Origin of the sequence: Enterobacter asburiae (assembly GCF_008080435.1) — a bacterium.
GTDB lineage: Bacteria > Pseudomonadota > Gammaproteobacteria > Enterobacterales > Enterobacteriaceae > Enterobacter > Enterobacter asburiae_C.
In genome coordinates this window covers 468,195-487,502 of record NZ_VRKN01000001.1, presented here as the reverse complement: position 1 = coordinate 487,502, position 19,308 = coordinate 468,195, and the positions used below count along the sequence as shown (strand labels likewise).

Sequence of the window (19,308 nt, the reverse complement as noted above, 5' to 3'; positions counted from 1 at the left end):
TAACACCGTTAATAAATCTATGAGAAGGTGTTGTATGTTGAACCGTATCCGCGTTGTCACAATGCTCATGATGGTGCTGGTCATTTTCGCACTTCTTCAGCTTATCTCCGGCGGGCTTTTTTTCTCGTCATTAAAACAGAACCAGGACAGCTTTGCGGCCTCGAACGATCTCCGCCTGCAGCAGAGTGAACTCACGTCGACGTGGGATCTGATGCTGCAAACGCGTATCAACCTGAGCCGCTCGTCCGCGCGCATGATGATGGATCCCAACAATCAGCAGAGCAGCGCGAAAACCGATCTGTTGAAAAATGCCCGTGCCACCCTCGCTGACGCCGCTAAACACTACGACGCCTTCAAAAAGATAACCCCTCAGCCTGCTATGGAGCAGGTGAGCCAGAATATCGATGAAAAATACAACGCCTACCATGCCGGTCTGACAGAGCTGATTCAGTTCCTGGAGAGCGGCAACATGGACGCCTATTTCGCGCAGCCTACGCAAGGGATGCAAAACGCGCTCGGCGCGGCGCTGGGGGAATACGCGAAGGTCAGTGGCGATCTGTATCACTCGGCATTTACTGCAAGCCAGAATGACTACCGTTTTGCGAAATGGCAGATGGCCGTGATGGCGCTGGCGCTGGTCATTGTGCTGGTCGCGGTCTGGTACGGCATTCGCCATATCCTGCTGAACCCTCTCGGCCGCGTCATTGCCCACATTCGTGAGATTGCCGGCGGTGACCTGACCAAAACGCTGACCGTTTCCGGGCGCAATGAGATCACCGAGCTGGCAAACAGCGTTGACCATATGCAGCGTTCGTTAATCGAAACCGTCGCCAACGTGCGTAACGGGTCGGAGGCTATCTATACCGGCACCAGCGAAATTGCGATGGGGAATAACGATCTCTCATCCCGTACAGAGCAGCAGGCTTCCGCCCTGGAAGAGACGGCCGCCAGCATGGAGCAGCTCACCGCGACCGTGAAGCAGAACGCCGATAACGCCCGCCAGGCGTCTCAGCTGGCAGAAAGCGCCTCCGAGACGGCGCAGCGCGGTGGTCGCGTGGTGGATGGCGTGGTGAAAACTATGCACGAAATCGCCGACAGCTCGAAGAAAATCGCCGACATCATCAGCGTCATCGACGGTATTGCCTTCCAGACCAACATTCTGGCGCTGAACGCCGCCGTGGAAGCGGCGCGCGCGGGCGAACAGGGACGCGGGTTTGCCGTGGTGGCCGGGGAAGTACGCAACCTGGCCAGCCGCAGCGCCAACGCGGCAAAAGAGATCAAGTCGCTGATTGAAGATTCCGTCTCCCGCGTGGATACCGGCTCCGTGCTGGTGGAAAGTGCCGGGGAGACCATGAATGACATCGTGAATGCCGTCACCCGCGTGACGGACATCATGGGTGAAATCGCCTCTGCGTCTGATGAGCAGAGTCGTGGTATCGACCAGGTTGCCCTGGCGGTATCGGAAATGGATCGCGTGACACAACAAAACGCCGCGCTGGTGCAGGAGTCCGCTGCGGCCGCTGCTGCCCTGGAAGACCAGGCGAGCCGTCTGAAGATGGCCGTCTCGGCGTTTCGTCTCGCTTCACTCGCTGGAAACACGGTCACCCCGCAGGCGACGTATCGCGCGCCAGCCGCTGAATCGGCTGCAAACCGTACGCGCACCGCGACGACCGGACAAGATGAAAACTGGGAAACATTTTGACTGACAATTAAACCGCGGCTGCTTGCCGCTTGATGGGAGCGTGGATGTTAAATCGTATTCGTATCTCGACCACACTGTTTCTGATTCTGATCCTTTGCGGTGTGTTGCAGGTTGGCAGTAACGGGTTGTCTTTTTGGGCGTTTCGCGATGGCTACCAGAATTTGCAGGAAGTTGAGGCGAGTAATCAGCAGCGCTCCGCACTGGCACAAACGCGTGCCGTGCTGTTGCAGGCAAGCACTGCGCTGAACAAGGCGGGAACCTTAACCGCGCTGAGTTATCCGCCGGATGACATTAAAGCGCTGATGGCGACCGCGCGCGACAGCCTGAAACAGGCTGACGCACAGTTTAAAGCCTTTACGGCGCAGGCCGCCGACAGCGAGAAAGAGAAAGCGCTGAAGGCCGCCATGAAGACGAACTTTGAACAGTGGTACAGCGATCTGGACCACCAGGCGACATGGCTTGAGAACAACCAGCTTTCGGACTTTATGACCGCACCGGTTCAGGCGTCACAGGCGGCGTTTGATGGCAGCTTTAACGCGTGGCAGCAGGATATCAACCAGTCTGTTCAACGTGCGGGTGAACAGAGTCGTCAAAGCTATCACATGTCGGGAGCGATCTTCGCCGTCGTCGTGATTCTGGCAGGGTTGCTGACCGGCGGGGCGCTGCTCTGGTCGCGCAGAATGATTGTGCAGCCGCTGGCGATTATCAGCAGCCACTTCGACAGTATTGCGAAAGGGGACCTGGCGCGTCCGGTAGCGGTGTTCGGCAAAAACGAAATTTCGGCGATCTTTGCCAGTCTGAAGGCGATGCAGGGATCGCTGCGGGAAACGGTGAGCGACGTGCGGCAGGGCAGTTATGCCATGCACACCGGGATCTCAGAGATTGCGGCAGGCAATAACGATCTCTCGTCCCGCACCGAGCAGCAGGCGGCCTCGCTGGCGCAGACGGCGGCCAGTATGGAGCAGTTGACCGCGACGGTTAGCCAGAACGCCGATAACGCGTGTCAGGCGTCTGACTTGTCAAAACAGGCGGCGATGACGGCGAAGAAAGGCGGCGACCAGGCGTCCCATGTCGCCAGCACCATGCAGGAGATTGCCACCAGTTCGCAGAAAATTGGTGACATCATCAGCGTGATTGACGGTATCGCGTTCCAGACCAACATTCTGGCGCTGAATGCCGCCGTGGAAGCGGCGCGCGCCGGTGAGCAGGGGCGCGGATTTGCGGTGGTGGCAGGGGAAGTGCGTAACCTGGCGAGCCGCAGCGCCAACGCGGCGAAAGAAATTAAGGTCCTGATCGAAGAGTCGGTCTCGCGCGTTCAGCAGGGCTCAACGCTGGTGGATACGGCGGCGAAAACCATGCATGAGATCGTCACTTCCGTGACGCGGGTTAATGACATTATGGGCGAGATTGCCTCGGCGTCGGACGAACAGCGTCGCGGCATTGAGCAGGTTGCCCAGGCCGTCAGCCAGATGGATCAGGTGACGCAACAGAACGCCTCGTTAGTTGAGGAAGCGGCAGCGGCAACCGATCAGCTGGCCAGCCAGGCAGATCGTCTGACCGGACTGGTCGCGGTGTTTAATGTGAAAGAGCACGTTGTAGCAGTAACAGAAGTCGGGCGGTCGCAGGCCGTGCCAGTTGTATCCTGAATGTAATTAAGAAGGCGCTATGACATCACCAATGCCCCCTGGGCAAACGTCATTATTGTTGCAGATGACACAGCGCCTCGCGCTGTCCGACGCGCATTTTCGTCGGATATGTCAGTTAATCTACCAGCGTGCGGGGATCGTGCTTGCGGATCATAAGCGGGACATGGTCTACAACCGTCTGGTGCGACGCTTGCGTACGCTGGAGCTGGATGATTTTGGCCGCTATCTGAGCATGCTCGAGGCGAACCAGAACAGCGCGGAGTGGCAGGCTTTTATTAACTCGTTAACCACCAACCTGACGGCGTTTTTCCGGGAAGCTCACCACTTTCCGGTCCTGGCCGAGCACGCACGCCGTCGCACCGGGGAGTATCGCGTATGGAGTGCGGCCGCCTCAACGGGTGAAGAGCCGTACTCGCTGGCGATCACCCTTGCTGACACCCTGGGCATGACGCCCGGACGCTGGAAAGTCTACGCCAGCGATATCGATACCGAGGTGCTGGAGAAGGCGCGTAACGGTGTTTATCGCCAGGATGAACTGAAAACGCTGTCACCGCAGCAGCTGCAGCGTTATTTCATGCGCGGAACGGGCCCGCATGAAGGCCTGGTACGCGTACGCCAGGAGCTGGCGAACTGCGTCGAATTCGCGCCTGTTAACCTGCTGGATAAGCAGTACAACGTGCCGGGGCCGTTCGACGCCATTTTTTGCCGTAACGTCATGATCTATTTTGATAAAACGACGCAACAGGACATTCTGCGTCGGTTTGTTCCGTTGCTCAAGCCTGACGGTTTACTGTTTGCCGGGCACTCGGAAAACTTCAGCAACCTCGCGCGTGAGTTTAGCCTGCGTGGGCAAACGGTATATGCGCTGAGTAAGGAAAAAGCATGAGTAAAATCAGGGTATTGTCTGTCGATGATTCTGCGCTGATGCGTCAGATCATGACTGAAATTATCAATAGCCACAGCGACATGGAGATGGTGGCCACTGCGCCTGATCCGCTGGTAGCGCGGGATTTAATTAAAAAATATAACCCCGACGTGCTAACGCTGGATGTCGAGATGCCGCGCATGGATGGCATAGATTTCCTCGAAAAATTAATGCGACTTCGGCCCATGCCGGTGGTGATGGTCTCCTCCCTGACCGGAAAAGGATCGGAAATCACCCTGCGTGCGCTGGAGCTGGGGGCGGTGGATTTTGTCACCAAACCGCAGCTCGGCATTCGCGAAGGGATGCTGGCCTACAGCGAAATGATCGCTGAGAAGATCCGTACCGCGTCGCGTGCGAAGCTTGCCGCCCACACGCCGATGGCCGCGCCTGCGACCCTGAAGGCCGGTCCCTTACTCAGCTCGGAAAAACTGCTGGTCATTGGGGCGTCAACCGGAGGAACAGAGGCAATTCGTCATGTACTCCAGCCATTGCCGCTTTCAAGTCCGGCTATTCTGATCACTCAGCATATGCCGCCAGGCTTTACCCGTTCGTTCGCCGAACGCCTGAACAAGCTGTGCCAGATCAGCGTGAAAGAGGCGGAAGATGGCGAGCGCGTGCTCCCGGGACATGCCTATATCGCCCCGGGTGACAAGCATATGGAGCTGTCGCGCAGCGGCGCTAACTATCAAATCAAAATTCATGACGGACCGCCGGTCAACCGGCACCGTCCGTCGGTGGATGTGCTGTTTCATTCGGTGGCGAAACATGCGGGGCGCAACGCCGTTGGGGTGATCCTGACGGGGATGGGTAACGATGGTGCCGCCGGAATGCTTGCAATGCACCAGGCTGGCGCCTGGACGATTGCGCAGAATGAAGCAAGTTGTGTGGTGTTCGGCATGCCGCGCGAGGCCATCAATATGGGTGGCGTGAGCGAAGTGGTCGATCTTAGCCAGGTAAGCCAGCAGATGCTGGCGAAAATCAGTGCCGGACAGGCAATACGTATTTGACTCAGGAGTATTATTTTATGGCGGATAAAGAGCTTAAGTTTTTGGTTGTGGATGACTTTTCCACCATGCGTCGCATTGTGCGCAACCTGCTGAAAGAGCTGGGCTTCAACAACGTTGAAGAAGCAGAAGACGGCGTTGATGCGCTGAACAAGCTGCAGGCTGGCGGGTTTGGTTTTGTTATCTCCGACTGGAACATGCCAAACATGGACGGTCTGGAACTGCTGAAAACCATTCGTGCCGATGCGGGAATGGCGTCTATGCCGGTTCTGATGGTCACTGCAGAAGCGAAAAAAGAGAACATCATTGCTGCTGCACAGGCGGGCGCAAGCGGCTATGTGGTGAAGCCATTCACCGCGGCAACCCTGGAAGAGAAGCTCGGTAAGATCTTCGAGAAACTCGGCATGTGAGGTGATGGAAATGTTGCAACCTGCTATGAAACCCGTTGAAGAACACTCGCCGAGCGATATCATCGTCCGCATCGGCAGCCTGACGCGCATGCTGCGTGACAGCCTGCGTGAGCTGGGTCTGGATCAGGCGATTGCCGAAGCGGCGGAAGCCATTCCTGATGCCCGCGATCGTCTGGACTATGTTGTGCAGATGACCGCTCAGGCCGCGGAACGTGCGCTTAACAGCGTTGAAGCGTCACAGCCGCACCAGGATGCGATGGAAAAGGGGGCGAAAGCGCTGAGCAAACGCTGGGACGAGTGGTTTGAAAACCCTATCGAGCTGGCGGATGCCCGCGAACTGGTGACGGATACCCGTCAGTACCTGGGTGATGTGCCGGGCCACACCAGCTTCACCAACGCCCAGCTGCTGGACATCATGATGGCGCAGGATTTCCAGGACCTGACCGGTCAGGTGATCAAGCGCATGATGGATGTTATCCAGGAGATTGAGCGTCAGCTGCTGATGGTTCTGCTGGAGAACATTCCGGAACCGGCAGCCCGTCCAAAACGCGAGAACGAAAGCCTGCTCAATGGTCCCCAGCTCGACGCCAGCAAAGCGGGCGTTGTGGCAAGCCAGGATCAGGTCGACGACCTGCTGGACAGCCTCGGCTTCTGATTGTCTTTCCGCCTCAGGGGGTTAACGCTGCCTGAGGCGGTTTACGACAAAATCACCGAAAAGAGCCCGAATCAACGGGCTTTTCCCGCCATTGGATTTCCGCTGCACTGGCATGATACCCGTGACGTAATGGGCTGAGCATGCACTGTGGCAGAAGAGAACGACGACAAAACGGAAGCCCCCACACCCCACCGACTAGAAAAGGCGCGTGAGGAAGGGCAGATCCCCCGATCCCGAGAATTGACCTCCCTGCTGATCCTTATCGTAGGGGTGTGCATTATCTGGTGGGGTGGGGAGTCGCTCGCCCGCAAGCTGGCGGGAATGTTGTCCACCGGTTTACGTTTTGACCACAGCATGGTCAACGATCCGAATCTGATCCTCAGCCAGATTATTCAGCTTATTAAAGGGGCCATGGTCGCGCTGTTGCCCCTGATTACCGGGGTCGTGCTGGTCGCGCTGGTCTCTCCGGTGATGCTGGGCGGTCTGGTTTTTAGTGCCAAATCGCTGCAGCCGAAATTTTCCAAGCTGAACCCGCTGCCGGGCATTGCGAAAATGTTCTCTGCTCAGACCGGGGCTGAGCTGCTCAAAGCCATTCTCAAATCGGTGCTGATGGGCAGTTCCGCGGGGTTTTACCTCTGGTACCACTGGCCGGAAATGATGCGTCTTATCAGCGAATCGCCTCTCACCGCGATGAGCAACGCGCTGAATCTGGTCGGGCTCTGCGCGCTGCTGGTGGTGCTCAGTATTATCCCGATGGTGGGTTTTGATGTGATCTTCCAGCTTTATACCCACTTCAAAAAACTGCGCATGTCACGTCAGGATATTCGTGACGAATATAAGCAGATGGAAGGTGACCCGCACGTGAAAGGGCGTATCCGCCAGATGCAGCGTGCCGTCGCCCGTCGCCGTATGATGGAAGATGTGCCGAAGGCCGACGTTATTGTTACCAACCCGACACACTATTCCGTTGCGCTGCGCTATGACGAAAACAAAATGAGCGCGCCGAAAGTCGTCGCGAAAGGGGCCGGACTGATCGCACTGCGTATCCGGGAAATTGGCACAGAACACCGCGTGCCGATCCTGGAAGCCCCTCCGCTGGCGCGTGCCCTGTACCGCCATGCGGATATTGGACAACAGATCCCCGGACAACTCTACGCCGCCGTGGCGGAAGTGCTGGCCTGGGTATGGCAGTTGAAGCGCTGGCGTCTGGCCGGCGGTCAACGGCCTGTGAAACCTGAGAACCTTCCGGTGCCTGCCGCGCTGGATTTTATGAACGAGAAGGACACTGATGGCTAATCTGGTGGCAATGTTGCGCCTGCCCGGCAACCTGAAATCGACCCAATGGCAGATCCTTGCCGGGCCGATTCTGATCCTGCTAATTCTGTCGATGATGGTACTGCCGCTCCCGGCGTTCATCCTCGATCTGCTTTTCACTTTCAATATTGCGCTGTCCATTATGGTACTGCTGGTGGCGATGTTCACCCAGCGTACCCTGGAGTTCGCCGCGTTCCCGACCATTCTGCTGTTTACCACCTTGCTTCGCCTGGCGCTGAACGTGGCGTCCACGCGTATCATCCTGATGGAAGGTCACACCGGTGCGGCAGCGGCAGGTAAAGTGGTGGAAGCGTTCGGCCACTTCCTGGTGGGCGGCAATTTCGCTATCGGTATCGTGGTGTTCGTTATCCTGGTTATCATCAACTTTATGGTTATCACCAAAGGTGCAGGGCGTATCGCGGAAGTGGGCGCGCGTTTTGTGCTGGACGGGATGCCGGGCAAGCAGATGGCGATTGACGCCGACCTGAACGCCGGTCTTATCGCCGAAGATGAAGCCAAAAAACGCCGTTCGGAAGTGACGCAGGAAGCGGACTTCTACGGCTCCATGGACGGTGCGAGTAAGTTTGTGCGCGGTGACGCCATCGCGGGCATTCTGATCATGGTGATTAACGTGGTCGGCGGCCTGCTGGTGGGGGTATTGCAGCACGGGATGGACATGGGTCACGCGGCGGAAAGCTATACGCTGCTGACCATTGGTGACGGTCTGGTCGCCCAGATCCCGGCGCTGGTTATCTCCACGGCGGCGGGTGTGATTGTGACCCGCGTGAGTACCGATCAGGACGTTGGCGAGCAGATGGTGGGCCAGCTCTTCAGCAACCCGCGCGTTATGCTGCTGGCCGCTGCCGTTCTGGGTTTGCTCGGTCTGGTGCCGGGCATGCCAAACCTGGTGTTCCTGCTGTTTACGGCGGGTCTGCTGGGGCTTGCCTGGTGGATGCGTGGTCGTGAAATCAAACCTGCGGCGGAGCCTGCTCCGGTCAAAATGCCGGAGAATACCCAGGCCGTCGAAGCGACCTGGAACGACGTTCAGCTGGAAGATTCTCTGGGAATGGAAGTGGGCTATCGCCTGATACCGATGGTCGATTTCCAGCAGGATGGCGAGCTGCTTGGCCGTATCCGCAGTATCCGTAAAAAATTCGCGCAGGATATGGGTTTCCTGCCGCCGGTTGTTCACATCCGCGACAATATGGACCTGCCGCCCGCGCGCTATCGCATTCTGATGAAAGGTGTCGAAATTGGCAGCGGTGATGCCTATCCGGGCCGCTGGCTGGCGATTAACCCGGGCACTGCCGCAGGCACTCTGCCGGGCGAGCAAACCATCGACCCTGCATTTGGCCTTGCCGCTATCTGGATTGAAAGTGCCCTGAAAGAGCAGGCGCAGATCCAGGGGTATACGGTTGTTGAAGCCAGTACCGTGGTGGCGACCCATCTTAATCACCTGATTGGGCAATTCTCGGCGGAGCTGTTTGGCCGCCAGGAAGCGCAGCAGCTGCTGGACCGCGTCACGCAGGAGATGCCGAAGCTGACGGAAGATCTGGTCCCGGGCGTGGTGACGCTGACTACGCTGCACAAGGTGCTGCAAAACCTGCTCGACGAGAAAGTGCCGATCCGCGATATGCGCACCATTCTGGAAACGCTGGCAGAGCATGCGCCAATCCAGAGCGATCCGCACGAGCTGACGGCGGTGGTGCGCGTGGCGTTGGGCCGTGCGATCACCCAGCAGTGGTTCCCGGGAACCGGAGAAGTGCAGGTCATTGGTCTTGATACACCGCTTGAACGTCTGCTGCTTCAGGCTCTGCAGGGTGGGGGCGGCCTGGAGCCGGGGCTGGCGGATCGTCTGCTGGCGCAAACGCAGGAGGCGCTGGCGCGTCAGGAGATGCTGGGTGCGCCGCCGGTGCTGCTGGTGAACCATGCGCTGCGTCCGCTGCTGTCCCGCTTCCTGCGTCGTAGCCTGAATCAGCTGGTCGTGCTGTCGAATCTGGAGCTGTCGGATAACCGTCATATCCGCATGACCGCGACGATTGGAGGAAAATAATGCGTAAATGGCTTTGGATTTTGCTCTTCCCGCTGGCGGCACAGGCTGGCGGGGAGGGGACCTGGCAGGCAAGCAGCATGGGTGTGACCCTCAGCAACCGGGGTGTCGCCATGTCCTCTAACCCGCTGTCGCCTTCTGAAGGGGTTTCCGGTCAGATGGGCCTTGTGGTCTGGAACTACCGGCTGATTGGTCCAACACCAGCCGGACTGCGGGTGCGCCTTTGTTCTCAGACGCGCTGCACGGAAATTGACGGCGAAAATGGCACGACACAGGCGTTCAACGGCGTACCGGCCATTGAACCTTTGCGTTTCATCTGGGAAGTGCCGGGCGGGGGACGCTTAATCCCAGCGCTGAAGGTGCAGAGTAATTCTGTCATTGTGAACTACCGCTGACGGTTGCATTATCAGGGCTGTAAAAAACAAAACCCGGCGTTTGCCGGGTTTTTTGTATTACATGCGTTCTATGGTTTCGATACCCAGGGTATCCAGACCCAGCTTCAGGGTCTTCGCCGTGAGCTGCGCCAGCTTCAGGCGGCTGTTGCGGACCGATTCGTTTTCCGCAGACAGAATAGGGCAGTGTTCGTAGAACCCGGAGAACAGGCCCGCCAGATCGTACAGGTAAGCACACATCACGTGCGGCGTTCCGTCACGCGCGACAACCGTCAGCGTCTCTTCGAACTGCAGCAGACGCGCTGCCAGCTGTGCCTCACGATCTTCCGTGAGGGTTACGGCAGCATTCGCCAGCACGCTTTCGTCGATATTGGCTTTACGGAATACCGAGAGCACGCGGGTGTAGGCATACTGCATATACGGCGCCGTGTTGCCTTCAAACGCCAGCATGTTATCCCAGTCGAAGATATAGTCGGTGGTACGGTTCTTGGAGAGATCCGCGTATTTCACCGCACCGATACCCACGGCGTTGGCCAGTTTTTCCAGCTCGTCTGCCGGCATGTCCGGGTTCTTCTCGGCCACCAGACGGCGGGCGCGTTCCAGCGCTTCGTCCAGCAGGTCGGATAGCTTCACGGTACCGCCCGCACGGGTTTTGAACGGCTTGCCGTCTTTCCCCAGCATCATGCCGAACATATGGTGTTCCAGCGGAACGCAATCCGGCACGTAACCGGCCTTACGCACGATGGTCCACGCCTGCATCAGGTGCTGGTGCTGACGAGAGTCGATGTAGTACAGCACGCGGTCGGCATGCAGCGTTTCGTAACGGTATTTCGCGCAGGCGATATCGGTGGTGGTGTAGAGGTAGCCGCCATCCTTTTTCTGGATGATCACGCCCATCGGTTCACCTTCCTTGTTTTTGTACTCATCAAGGAACACAACCGTTGCGCCTTCGCTCTCAACCGCCAGGTTTTTGGCTTTCAGGTCGGCCACAATGCCAGGCAGCATTGGGTTATAGAGGCTTTCACCCATCACGTCGTCACGGGTCAGGGTGACGTTCAGGCGGTTATAGGTCAGCTGGTTCTGAGACATGGTGATGTCGACCAGCTTGCGCCACATCTCGAGGAAATATTGATCGCCACCCTGCAGTTTTACCACGTAACTGCGCGCGCGCTCGGCAAAGGCTTCGTCTTCGTCGTAGTGTTTTTTGGCTTCGCGGTAGAACCCTTCCAGGTCTGCCAGCGCCATTTCACCCGCGTTTTCCTGCTGCTGTTTTTCCAGGTAAGCAATCAGCATGCCGAACTGGGTACCCCAGTCGCCCACGTGGTTCGCGCGGATCACCTTGTGGCCGAGGAACTCGAGCGTGCGCACTGCGGCATCACCGATGATGGTGGAGCGCAGGTGACCAACGTGCATCTCTTTCGCCACGTTCGGGGCTGAATAGTCGATCACGACGGTTTGCGCCTCCGGCTGGGAAACACCCAGACGGTCAGATTTCAGCGCCGCGTCAACGTGGCTTGCCAGGAATGCAGGCTCAAGGAAGATGTTGATAAAGCCCGGACCGGCGATTTCGGTTTTGCTGGCAATGCCGGAAAGATCCAGATGCGTCAGTACCTGCTCAGCGAGTTGTCGCGGCGGCATGCCCAGTTTTTTAGCCACTGCCATCACGCCATTAGCCTGATAGTCGCCAAACTGTACTTTTGCTGACTGACGAACCTGCGGTTCGCAATCCGCAGGCGCGCCTGCGGCAATCAGTGCCTGACTGACTTTTTCGGAGAGAAGAGCCTGAATATTCACCTGGATACCTTACGTTTTTGATGCGGGCTTACAACCGCCCGCGCCAGTTAAAGAATTTAGGGCGGGAGTATACTGCAAATGCCTTCTGGCGTCAGCATCGCGGGGGCCGAAGATTGTTCAGAATCCAGGCAGTGAAGGTGTGCATAATCATGCAGTCGCAAAAAGCCGGATTCTGCGGTTGGTCAAAACAGGTCAACAGAGTAAATTAGCGGCTTTGCGACACGATAAGAGAGTGACTTATGGCGAACTGGCAATTCATTGACGAACTGCATGATATTTCCGCAGATTTACCGCGCTTCACCCAGGCGTTCACAGAACTTGCCACCCGTCTGGGTCTGGATATCGCACCGCTTGAGGCCGATCACATCTCTTTGCGCTGTCATCAGAATGCCACCGCTGAGCGCTGGCGTCGCGGGTTCGAGCAGTGTGGCGAGCTACTGTCCGAAAACATCATTAATGGTCGCCCCATTTGCCTGTTTAAACTGCATGAACCGGTGAACGTGGCGCACTGGCAATTCACCGTGGTTGAACTGCCGTGGCCGGGCGAGAAACGTTATCCGCACGAAGGCTGGGAACATATCGAAATTGTCCTGCCGGGTGAGCCGGAGACGTTGAACGCGCGCGCGCTGGCCCTTCTTTCTGACGAAGGTTTAAGCAAGCCGGGGATTTTTGTGAAGACGAGTTCACCCAAAGGCGAGCGCGAGCGGTTACCTAACCCGACGCTGGCCGTCACTGACGGACAGGTCACGGTGAAGTTTCATCCGTGGACCATTGAGCAGATCGTTGCCAGTGAAGCGTAAGAGATGTGAGTTCACGCCGGGACTGAAAATGGACGGCGTGTCATGATGGTTTGTTTAGGGGGATTTCAGGAGGATTAAATGGCGCTGCTGGAGATTTGTTGTTACAGCGTGGAGTGTGCCGTGACCGCGCAAAAACACGGGGCTGACCGCATTGAACTGTGCGCGGCACCCAAAGAGGGCGGGCTGACGCCGTCTTACGGCGTGTTGAGGTCTGCCCGCCAGGCCGTCACGATTCCCGTTCACCCAATTATTCGTCCGCGCGGCGGTGATTTTTGTTACACGGCGGGCGAGTTCAGTGCCATGCTTGATGATATCGCCCTCGTTCGGGATCTGGGGTTCCCGGGGCTGGTGACTGGCCTGCTGGATGAGGACGGCAATATCGATATACCGCGCATGCGTCAGATCATGAGCGCCGCGCAGGGGCTGGCCGTCACTTTTCATCGCGCATTTGATATGTGTAAAGATCCGCTTCAGGCCTTTGAAACGCTTGGAGAACTTGGCGTGGCGCGCATTCTGACATCGGGTCAACAGGCGTCAGCTGAAAAAGGACTGCAATTAATTACGGAACTAAAAGCACATTCCGGTGTTCCAATAATAATGGCGGGTGCGGGAGTCCGCGCCAGCAATCTGGAACGGTTTTTAAACGCCGGGGTAGAAGAGCTGCACAGCTCCGCGGGGAAATGGATACCTTCGCCCATGCGTTATCGCAATACAGGGTTGTCAATGTCGACGGATGCTGAAGCGGATGAGTATTCACGCTACGGTGTAGAGGGAGAGTCGGTTGCGGAAATGAAGTCGCTGATTGAGCGCCATCACGTGTAGCAACGTACCGATTTTTTACCGCGCATCATGTCGCCCAATATGATGCTTGCTTGTACCAGGCCCCTGCCAATTACACAGGGGCCTTTTTTTCTCCTGCACCCGGTGGCGCTTCGCTTACCGGGCCTACAAAATCGGGAGTAGGCCGGGTAAGGCGTAGCCGCCACCCGGCTAAAGGGCTACGGCTTGGTCGCAATCAACACCGCACGCATCGGAGCCGGATAGCCTTCGATGGTTTTGCTGTGGTCGGCCGGGTCGAGGAACTGCTCCAGCGATTCGGTGATCATCCAGTCGGTGCGGCGCTGCTCTTCGATAGAGGTCACGCTGACATCGGCAATCCGCACATCCACAAACCCGCACTTCTCCAGCCAGTTCTTCAGCGCCAGCGCGGAAGGGATGAAGTAAACGTTGCGCATCTGCGCGTAGCGATCGCCCGGCACCAGAACCGCATGTTCATCGCCTTCAATCACCAGCGTTTCCAGCACCAGCTCGCCGCCGCTGACCAGCTGATCCTTCAATTGCCACAGGTGTTCAAGCGGGGAACGGCGGTGATACAGCACGCCCATGGAGAAGACGGTATCAAACGCTTTCAGGGCAGGGAGTTGTTCGATGCCCAGCGGCAGCAGGTGCGCGCGCTGGTCGTTACCCAGCAGCTTACGCACCGCTTCAAACTGGCACAGGAACAGCTGCATCGGGTCAATACCTACCGCCAGATGCGCGCCCGCGCCAATCATGCGCCACATGTGGTAACCGCTGCCGCAGCCCACGTCCAGAATGGTACGTCCGGTCAGATCGGAAAGGTGGGGCAGAACGCGATCCCATTTCCAGTCAGAGCGCCATTCGGTATTGATGTTCACGCCGTAAAGTGAAAACGGCCCTTTGCGCCACGGCATCAGGTTACGCATCAGCGTTTCGATGCGGTTGATCTGCCCGGCCGGGAGCGACTCTTCGCTCTCGGCGGTTATGCTGTGCAGAAGATCCAGACGATGCGGGGTCAGTTCTGGCAGAAACTCCACCGCATTTGACCACTGCTTTAACAGGCCGTGCTGCTGATCGCGCTGCCAGGCGGCAATCTGCGCGGGCAAGGTTTCGAGCCAGTGGGAGAGCTGGTTTTTGGCAATCAGCTGATAGAAGTTACTGAATTCGATCATGCGGGTTCCCCCGCTTTCAGCGCCACCAGAGAGCCAAAGTTAAAGCACTGGAACCACAGTTCGCTGTGCTCAAACCCGGCTTTGCTCAGACGCGCTTTGTGGGTTTCTACGGAATCCGTCAACATCACGTTTTCGAGCATGCTGCGCTTCTGGCTGATCTCCAGCTCGCTGTAGCCGTTCGCACGCTTGAAATCGTGGTGCATATTAAACAGCAGCTCGCCAACCTCGGCATCTTCAAAGCTGAATTTCTCTGAGAGCACCAGCGCGCCGCCAGGATTCAGCCCTTTATAAATTTTGTCCAGCAGAAGCTGACGGTCTTCAGGCACCAGGAACTGAAGGGTGAAATTCAGCACCACCATCGACGCGTTATTGATCTCGATCGCGCGGATATCACCTTCCACCACGTCCACCGGAACAGGGGCTTTATACGCGTCAATGTGACGACGGCAGCGCTCAACCATGGCCGGGGAGTTATCGACGGCAATGATTCGGCAGCCTTCGTGATGAACATTACGACGAACCGACAGCGTTGCCGCGCCGAGCGAGCAGCCCAGGTCATAGACCTGCGTGCCGGGTTGAACGAAGCGCTCAGCCAGCATGCCGATCATAGAAATAATATTGGAATAACCGGGAACAGAGCGCTGGATCATATCCGGGAAGACTTCGGCTACCCGTTCATCGAAGGTCCAGTCGCCCAGGCTGGCGATTGGCGCGGAAAAAAGCGTGTCGCGATCTGACATAACGTAAAAATCCGGGAAAAATAAAGTGGCGTATTGTGCGCTAATGGAGGGAGAAAACCAACTCCCACGGCATATACCACAGGTTAGCCAGCACCATCAGCAAAAGCGAACACCAGGTTGCACTCATGCCGGAACGACGCCAGCGGATTAAGCGGTGGTGAAAGCCGTAATAATGCATCAGACGGCCAGCAATCAGAAGCAGGCCACAGATATGCACCATCCAGGTTTCTGCGCCATTCATCTCCATAAAAAGCAGCAGGATTAAGGCTGCGGGGATGTATTCGACCGCGTTGCCATGAATGCGGATAGCGCTTTGTAGCTCGGAAAATCCGCCGTCACCGTAAGAGACACGGTACAGCGTTCTGAGGCGCACAACATCAAATGAAAACTTAATCAGCAGTAATGCACCTAACACCGCATACAGCGCGCTGACCATACAAACTCCCTGTTTTTGGCAGATGGCACTTCACTATGATAGGGGGTGATATCAGAAAAGAGAAGATTGTTGTGGGATGGAAGGGGCGCTGCCCACGGACGGCACCGCAGCCCGCAAGGCCTGCCACAGAGCATCGACCAGTTCGGGCGCCTGGGCGATATCCGGCGTGTGTAAAAAGAGATACGGCGTGGTGGAGTGTTCCCATTTCGCTAATGTTTGCAGCCAAACGGCGAACATCGCCTGATTTTGCTGCATGTTATCGCTGCCGATGAACCTGACCATTGGGTTATGTGCGGTCACGATGGCGTGGACCGGCACTTTCGGTTTTTTACGCTGCGCTTCAACGATGGCTTCGTTATTGGGTACAGCGCTATGCACCGGGCGGCTATCGAGGATTACACGGTTAACGGAACGCTCAAGCAGGCCGCGGTTGAGCGCTTTTTCAGCTTCGCCTTTCGCAAAGAAGTCCTGGTGTCGGACTTCCACGCCGTAGGTGAACTCACGGGGCAGGGCATCCAGGAACTGCCAGAGCGCAGGCAAATCGCGCGGGCCAAACGTGGCGGGTAGCTGGATCCAGTACTGACCGATGCGGTTTGCCAGCGGCGACATGCGCGCGAAAAATTCTTCGGTCAAATCGCCGCAGTTGCGCAGCGCGGCCTGGTGGGAAATGGTGGCCGGAAACTTGAAGCAGAAGCGGAAGTCGTCGGCCGTTTGTTCCCGCCAGCGCGCAACAATCTCGGCTTTGGGAAGCGCATACAGGGTGGTGTTACCCTCGACACAGTTGAAGTGTCGGGCATACTCCTCAAGGCTGGTGATGCCAAGGCGCACCCATTTCGGGTGCGACCACTGGGGCAGGCCTACATACATCATAGCGCGCTGATAATCTCATCCGTGCTGCGCACGCGGCCGATGCGCGGGAAGATATGGGTCATGCTGCCCTGATGCTGTTCCGCGGAGGCCGCGCTGCAGGCATCTTCAGCGATCACCAGATTAAAGCCCAGCTCCCACGCGTTGCGGGCGGTAGACTCCACGCCGATATTGGTGGAAATGCCGCACAGGATAATGGTGTCGATGCCGCGACGGCGGAGCTGCAGCTCGAGATCGGTACCGTAGAAAGCGCCCCACTGGCGTTTGGTCACTTCAATGTCGCTGTCGCGTTTGCCGAGTGAGACCGGGTACGTCCACCAGTTTTCAGGCAGGGCGCGCGCAGGAACCTGGGCATCAACGGGCTGTTTTAACGCTTCGGCGTAATCCGCGGACCAGCCGACGCGCACCATGACAACAGGCGCACCGCTGGCACGACATGTTTCCGCCAGGCGAGCGGCGCGGCTGACCACATCATCCGCAGTATGCGGGCCACCGGCGAAGGGCAGAATGCCTTCCTGTAAATCAATTACGACAAGTGCGGTTTTACTGGCATCAAGTGTTAACATTGTTACTCCCGTTAAATGAATCACTTCCAGACACCTTACGACGTGATGGCCTGTTCCTGGTCGGATAATTTTGTTAATTTTTGTGAGAATGCGCAATAAGAGTGCAGCAAACGACCGCCAGGCCGTGCTTCGCTCTTATCGTCCGGCGGAATTTCCAGTATAATAGCCGCCTTTTTTCATCCAGTTGTGACATACAGAAAGCTGCGACATAGTAGCCTGCATACCAGGCGACATTTAGCCTGCGGCTAATTAAGGGATATCTCATGCGTACAGAATATTGCGGGCAGCTGCGTCAGTCCCACGTCGGGCAGCAGGTAACCCTGTGTGGTTGGGTCAATCGTCGTCGTGATCTTGGTAGCCTTATCTTCATCGATATGCGCGACCGCGAAGGTATCGTTCAGGTGTTCTTCGACCCGGATCGCGCAGATGCGTTGAAGCTGGCCTCTGAGCTGCGTAATGAGTTCTGCATTCAGGTTACCGGCACCGTGCGTGCGCGTGACGAGAAAAACGTCAACGCCGACATGGCAACGGGTGCTATCGAAGTGCTGGCGTCCGATCTGGTGATCATCAACCGTGCAGAAGCGCTGCCGCTGGACTCCAACCACGTCAACACTGAAGAAGCGCGTCTGAAATACCGCTACCTGGATCTGCGTCGCCCGGAAATGGCTCAGCGCCTGAAAACCCGTGCGAAAATCACCAGCCTGGTGCGTCGCTTTATGGATGACCACGGTTTCCTCGACATCGAAACCCCGATGCTGACCAAAGCCACGCCGGAAGGCGCGCGCGATTACCTGGTCCCATCCCGCGTTCATAAAGGTAAATTCTACGCGCTGCCGCAGTCTCCGCAGCTTTTCAAACAGCTGCTGATGATGTCCGGCTTCGATCGCTACTATCAAATCGTTAAATGCTTCCGCGACGAAGACCTGCGCGCTGACCGCCAGCCTGAATTTACCCAGATCGATGTGGAAACCTCCTTCATGACCGCCGGGCAGGTGCGTGAAGTGATGGAAGCCCTGGTGCGTAGCCTGTGGAACGACGTGAAAGGCGTTGAGCTGGGCGATTTCCCTATCATGACCTTCGCTGAAGCCGAGCGTCGTTACGGCTCCGACAAACCAGACCTGCGTAACCCGATGGAGCTGGTGGACGTTGCAGACCTGGTGAAAGCCGTTGAGTTTGCCGTATTCTCTGGCCCGGCTAACGATCCTAAAGGCCGTGTGGCGGCCCTGCGTGTACCGGGTGGTGCAGCACTGAGCCGCAAGCAGATCGACGACTACGGCAACTTCATCAAGATCTACGGCGCGAAAGGTCTGGCCTATATTAAAGTGACCGAGCGTGCGAAAGGTCTGGAAGGTATCACCAGCCCGGTCGCGAAATTCCTGAACGCAGACATCGTGGAAGCGATCCTTGAGCGCACCGGCGCGCAGGACGGCGACATGATCTTCTTCGGTGCAGACAACAAGAAAGTCGTGGCGGATGCGATGGGCGCGCTGCGTCTGAAGCTCGGCAAAGACCTGAGCCTGACCGACGAGAACAAATGGGCACCGCTGTGGGTTATCGACTTCCCAATGTTCGAAGACGACGGTGAAGGCGGCCTGACGGCTATGCACCACCCGTTCACCTCGCCGAAAGACATGACGGCGGCAGAGCTGAAAGCGGCGCCGGAAGACGCGGTCGCCAACGCTTATGACATGGTTATCAACGGCTACGAAGTGGGTGGCGGTTCCGTGCGTATTCACAGCGGTGAAATGCAGCAGACCGTGTTCGGCATCCTGGGCATCAACGAGCAGGAGCAGCGCGAGAAGTTCGGCTTCCTGCTGGACGCGCTGAAATATGGTACGCCTCCGCACGCGGGTCTGGCCTTCGGTCTTGACCGTCTGACCATGCTGCTGACCGGCACCGATAACATTCGTGATGTTATTGCCTTCCCGAAAACCACTGCCGCAGCGTGTCTGATGACCGAAGCGCCAAGCTTTGCTAACCCGGCCTCTCTGGCCGAGCTGGGCATTGAAGTGGTGAAGAAGGAAGAGAAAAACTGAT

The 19,308-nt window shown here is 57.3% G+C and carries 18 protein-coding genes; 12 read left to right on the top strand and 6 right to left on the bottom strand.

Translation table 11 applies throughout. The features are described 5' to 3' along the window. Positions 1-34 precede the first annotated feature (34 nt). The 9 genes from tar (at position 35) to flhE (ending at position 10,101) form a co-directional block, all read left to right on the top strand. Positions 35-1,702 carry a methyl-accepting chemotaxis protein II gene (tar, locus tag FU672_RS02270; protein WP_148241981.1) on the top strand — a complete coding sequence of 556 codons (1,668 nt, stop codon included), beginning with the start codon at positions 35-37 and terminating at the stop codon, positions 1,700-1,702. Between the two features lie 44 nt (positions 1,703-1,746). Further along, positions 1,747-3,348: a methyl-accepting chemotaxis protein IV gene (gene tap / locus FU672_RS02265; protein WP_148241980.1), complete on the top strand. Its 1,602-nt coding sequence runs from the start codon at positions 1,747-1,749 to the stop codon at positions 3,346-3,348. Between the two features lie 19 nt (positions 3,349-3,367). Next, on the top strand, positions 3,368-4,234 hold the full coding sequence (gene cheR / locus FU672_RS02260) for a protein-glutamate O-methyltransferase CheR (RefSeq protein WP_148241979.1): 867 nt from the start codon (positions 3,368-3,370) through the stop codon (positions 4,232-4,234). Further along, positions 4,231-5,280 (top strand): protein-glutamate methylesterase/protein-glutamine glutaminase, encoded by a 1,050-nt coding sequence (locus FU672_RS02255; RefSeq protein ID WP_148241978.1) that lies wholly within the window; start codon positions 4,231-4,233, stop codon positions 5,278-5,280. Before cheR ends, FU672_RS02255 begins: the two co-directional genes overlap by 4 nt. 17 nt (positions 5,281-5,297) lie before the next feature. Then, complete coding sequence (gene cheY, locus FU672_RS02250) at positions 5,298-5,687, top strand: chemotaxis response regulator CheY (protein ID WP_008500431.1); 390 nt, start codon at positions 5,298-5,300, stop codon at positions 5,685-5,687. A gap of 10 nt (positions 5,688-5,697) precedes the next feature. Next, a complete protein-coding gene (gene cheZ, locus FU672_RS02245) occupies positions 5,698-6,342 on the top strand; it encodes a protein phosphatase CheZ (protein ID WP_023312251.1) in 645 nt (214 codons plus the stop codon). Positions 6,343-6,489: 147 nt separating this feature from the next. Further along, the gene (gene flhB / locus FU672_RS02240) at positions 6,490-7,638 is read left to right on the top strand and encodes a flagellar biosynthesis protein FlhB (RefSeq protein ID WP_148241977.1); all 1,149 of its coding nucleotides are present in this window, start codon (positions 6,490-6,492) and stop codon (positions 7,636-7,638) included. Continuing rightward, a complete protein-coding gene (gene flhA, locus FU672_RS02235; protein ID WP_148241976.1) occupies positions 7,631-9,709 on the top strand; it encodes a flagellar biosynthesis protein FlhA in 2,079 nt (692 codons plus the stop codon). The genes flhB and flhA overlap by 8 nt, the downstream gene beginning before the upstream one ends. Then, positions 9,709-10,101, top strand: a complete 393-nt coding sequence (gene flhE, locus FU672_RS02230; RefSeq protein ID WP_121424215.1) for a flagellar protein FlhE — start codon at positions 9,709-9,711, stop codon at positions 10,099-10,101. Before flhA ends, flhE begins: the two co-directional genes overlap by 1 nt. 57 nt (positions 10,102-10,158) lie before the next feature. On the opposite strand, the gene argS is transcribed toward flhE, so the two are convergent. Next, positions 10,159-11,892 carry an arginine--tRNA ligase gene (argS, locus tag FU672_RS02225; RefSeq protein ID WP_148241975.1) on the bottom strand — a complete coding sequence of 578 codons (1,734 nt, stop codon included), beginning with the start codon at positions 11,890-11,892 and terminating at the stop codon, positions 10,159-10,161. Between the two features lie 239 nt (positions 11,893-12,131). On the opposite strand from argS, the gene FU672_RS02220 reads away from it, so the two are divergent. Both FU672_RS02220 and cutC read left to right on the top strand, forming a co-directional pair. Further along, positions 12,132-12,692: a VOC family protein gene (locus FU672_RS02220; RefSeq protein ID WP_148241974.1), complete on the top strand. Its 561-nt coding sequence runs from the start codon at positions 12,132-12,134 to the stop codon at positions 12,690-12,692. A gap of 78 nt (positions 12,693-12,770) precedes the next feature. Further along, complete coding sequence (cutC, locus tag FU672_RS02215; RefSeq protein ID WP_148241973.1) at positions 12,771-13,514, top strand: copper homeostasis protein CutC; 744 nt, start codon at positions 12,771-12,773, stop codon at positions 13,512-13,514. Positions 13,515-13,690: 176 nt separating this feature from the next. Here cutC and cmoB read toward each other — a convergent pair whose 3' ends face one another. From cmoB to FU672_RS02190, 5 genes are read right to left on the bottom strand one after another with little or no spacing between them, the layout of a single operon-like run. Further along, complete coding sequence (gene cmoB / locus FU672_RS02210) at positions 13,691-14,662, bottom strand: tRNA 5-methoxyuridine(34)/uridine 5-oxyacetic acid(34) synthase CmoB (RefSeq protein WP_148241972.1); 972 nt, start codon at positions 14,660-14,662, stop codon at positions 13,691-13,693. After that, positions 14,659-15,402: a carboxy-S-adenosyl-L-methionine synthase CmoA gene (gene cmoA, locus FU672_RS02205; RefSeq protein ID WP_148241971.1), complete on the bottom strand. Its 744-nt coding sequence runs from the start codon at positions 15,400-15,402 to the stop codon at positions 14,659-14,661. Before cmoA ends, cmoB begins: the two co-directional genes overlap by 4 nt. 40 nt (positions 15,403-15,442) lie before the next feature. Continuing rightward, entirely contained in the window at positions 15,443-15,838 is a 396-nt protein-coding gene (locus tag FU672_RS02200) for an MAPEG family protein (RefSeq protein ID WP_021240443.1), read from the bottom strand. 51 nt (positions 15,839-15,889) lie between these two features. After that, complete coding sequence (locus FU672_RS02195; protein WP_148241970.1) at positions 15,890-16,708, bottom strand: DUF72 domain-containing protein; 819 nt, start codon at positions 16,706-16,708, stop codon at positions 15,890-15,892. After that, positions 16,705-17,271: a hydrolase gene (locus FU672_RS02190; protein WP_148241969.1), complete on the bottom strand. Its 567-nt coding sequence runs from the start codon at positions 17,269-17,271 to the stop codon at positions 16,705-16,707. Before FU672_RS02190 ends, FU672_RS02195 begins: the two co-directional genes overlap by 4 nt. A 263-nt stretch (positions 17,272-17,534) precedes the next feature. Between FU672_RS02190 and aspS the strand changes: the two genes are divergently transcribed. Beyond that, positions 17,535-19,307: an aspartate--tRNA ligase gene (aspS, locus tag FU672_RS02185; RefSeq protein ID WP_148241968.1), complete on the top strand. Its 1,773-nt coding sequence runs from the start codon at positions 17,535-17,537 to the stop codon at positions 19,305-19,307. The last annotated feature ends 1 nt before the right edge of the window (position 19,308 follow it).

What these genes read in the sequence shown, in the direction of transcription:
- tar (WP_148241981.1), top strand. Translation starts at nt 35, where the DNA reads ATGTTGAACCGTATCCGCGTTGTCACAATGCTCATGATGGTGCTGGTC.
- tap (WP_148241980.1), top strand. Translation starts at nt 1,747, where the DNA reads ATGTTAAATCGTATTCGTATCTCGACCACACTGTTTCTGATTCTGATC.
- cheR (WP_148241979.1), top strand. Translation starts at nt 3,368, where the DNA reads ATGACATCACCAATGCCCCCTGGGCAAACGTCATTATTGTTGCAGATG.
- FU672_RS02255 (WP_148241978.1), top strand. Translation starts at nt 4,231, where the DNA reads ATGAGTAAAATCAGGGTATTGTCTGTCGATGATTCTGCGCTGATGCGT.
- cheY (WP_008500431.1), top strand. Translation starts at nt 5,298, where the DNA reads ATGGCGGATAAAGAGCTTAAGTTTTTGGTTGTGGATGACTTTTCCACC.
- cheZ (WP_023312251.1), top strand. Translation starts at nt 5,698, where the DNA reads ATGTTGCAACCTGCTATGAAACCCGTTGAAGAACACTCGCCGAGCGAT.
- flhA (WP_148241976.1), top strand. Translation starts at nt 7,631, where the DNA reads ATGGCTAATCTGGTGGCAATGTTGCGCCTGCCCGGCAACCTGAAATCG.
- flhE (WP_121424215.1), top strand. Translation starts at nt 9,709, where the DNA reads ATGCGTAAATGGCTTTGGATTTTGCTCTTCCCGCTGGCGGCACAGGCT.
- FU672_RS02220 (WP_148241974.1), top strand. Translation starts at nt 12,132, where the DNA reads ATGGCGAACTGGCAATTCATTGACGAACTGCATGATATTTCCGCAGAT.
- cutC (WP_148241973.1), top strand. Translation starts at nt 12,771, where the DNA reads ATGGCGCTGCTGGAGATTTGTTGTTACAGCGTGGAGTGTGCCGTGACC.
- cmoB (WP_148241972.1), bottom strand. Translation starts at nt 14,662, where the DNA reads ATGATCGAATTCAGTAACTTCTATCAGCTGATTGCCAAAAACCAGCTC.
- cmoA (WP_148241971.1), bottom strand. Translation starts at nt 15,402, where the DNA reads ATGTCAGATCGCGACACGCTTTTTTCCGCGCCAATCGCCAGCCTGGGC.
- FU672_RS02200 (WP_021240443.1), bottom strand. Translation starts at nt 15,838, where the DNA reads ATGGTCAGCGCGCTGTATGCGGTGTTAGGTGCATTACTGCTGATTAAG.
- FU672_RS02195 (WP_148241970.1), bottom strand. Translation starts at nt 16,708, where the DNA reads ATGATGTATGTAGGCCTGCCCCAGTGGTCGCACCCGAAATGGGTGCGC.
- FU672_RS02190 (WP_148241969.1), bottom strand. Translation starts at nt 17,271, where the DNA reads ATGTTAACACTTGATGCCAGTAAAACCGCACTTGTCGTAATTGATTTA.
- aspS (WP_148241968.1), top strand. Translation starts at nt 17,535, where the DNA reads ATGCGTACAGAATATTGCGGGCAGCTGCGTCAGTCCCACGTCGGGCAG.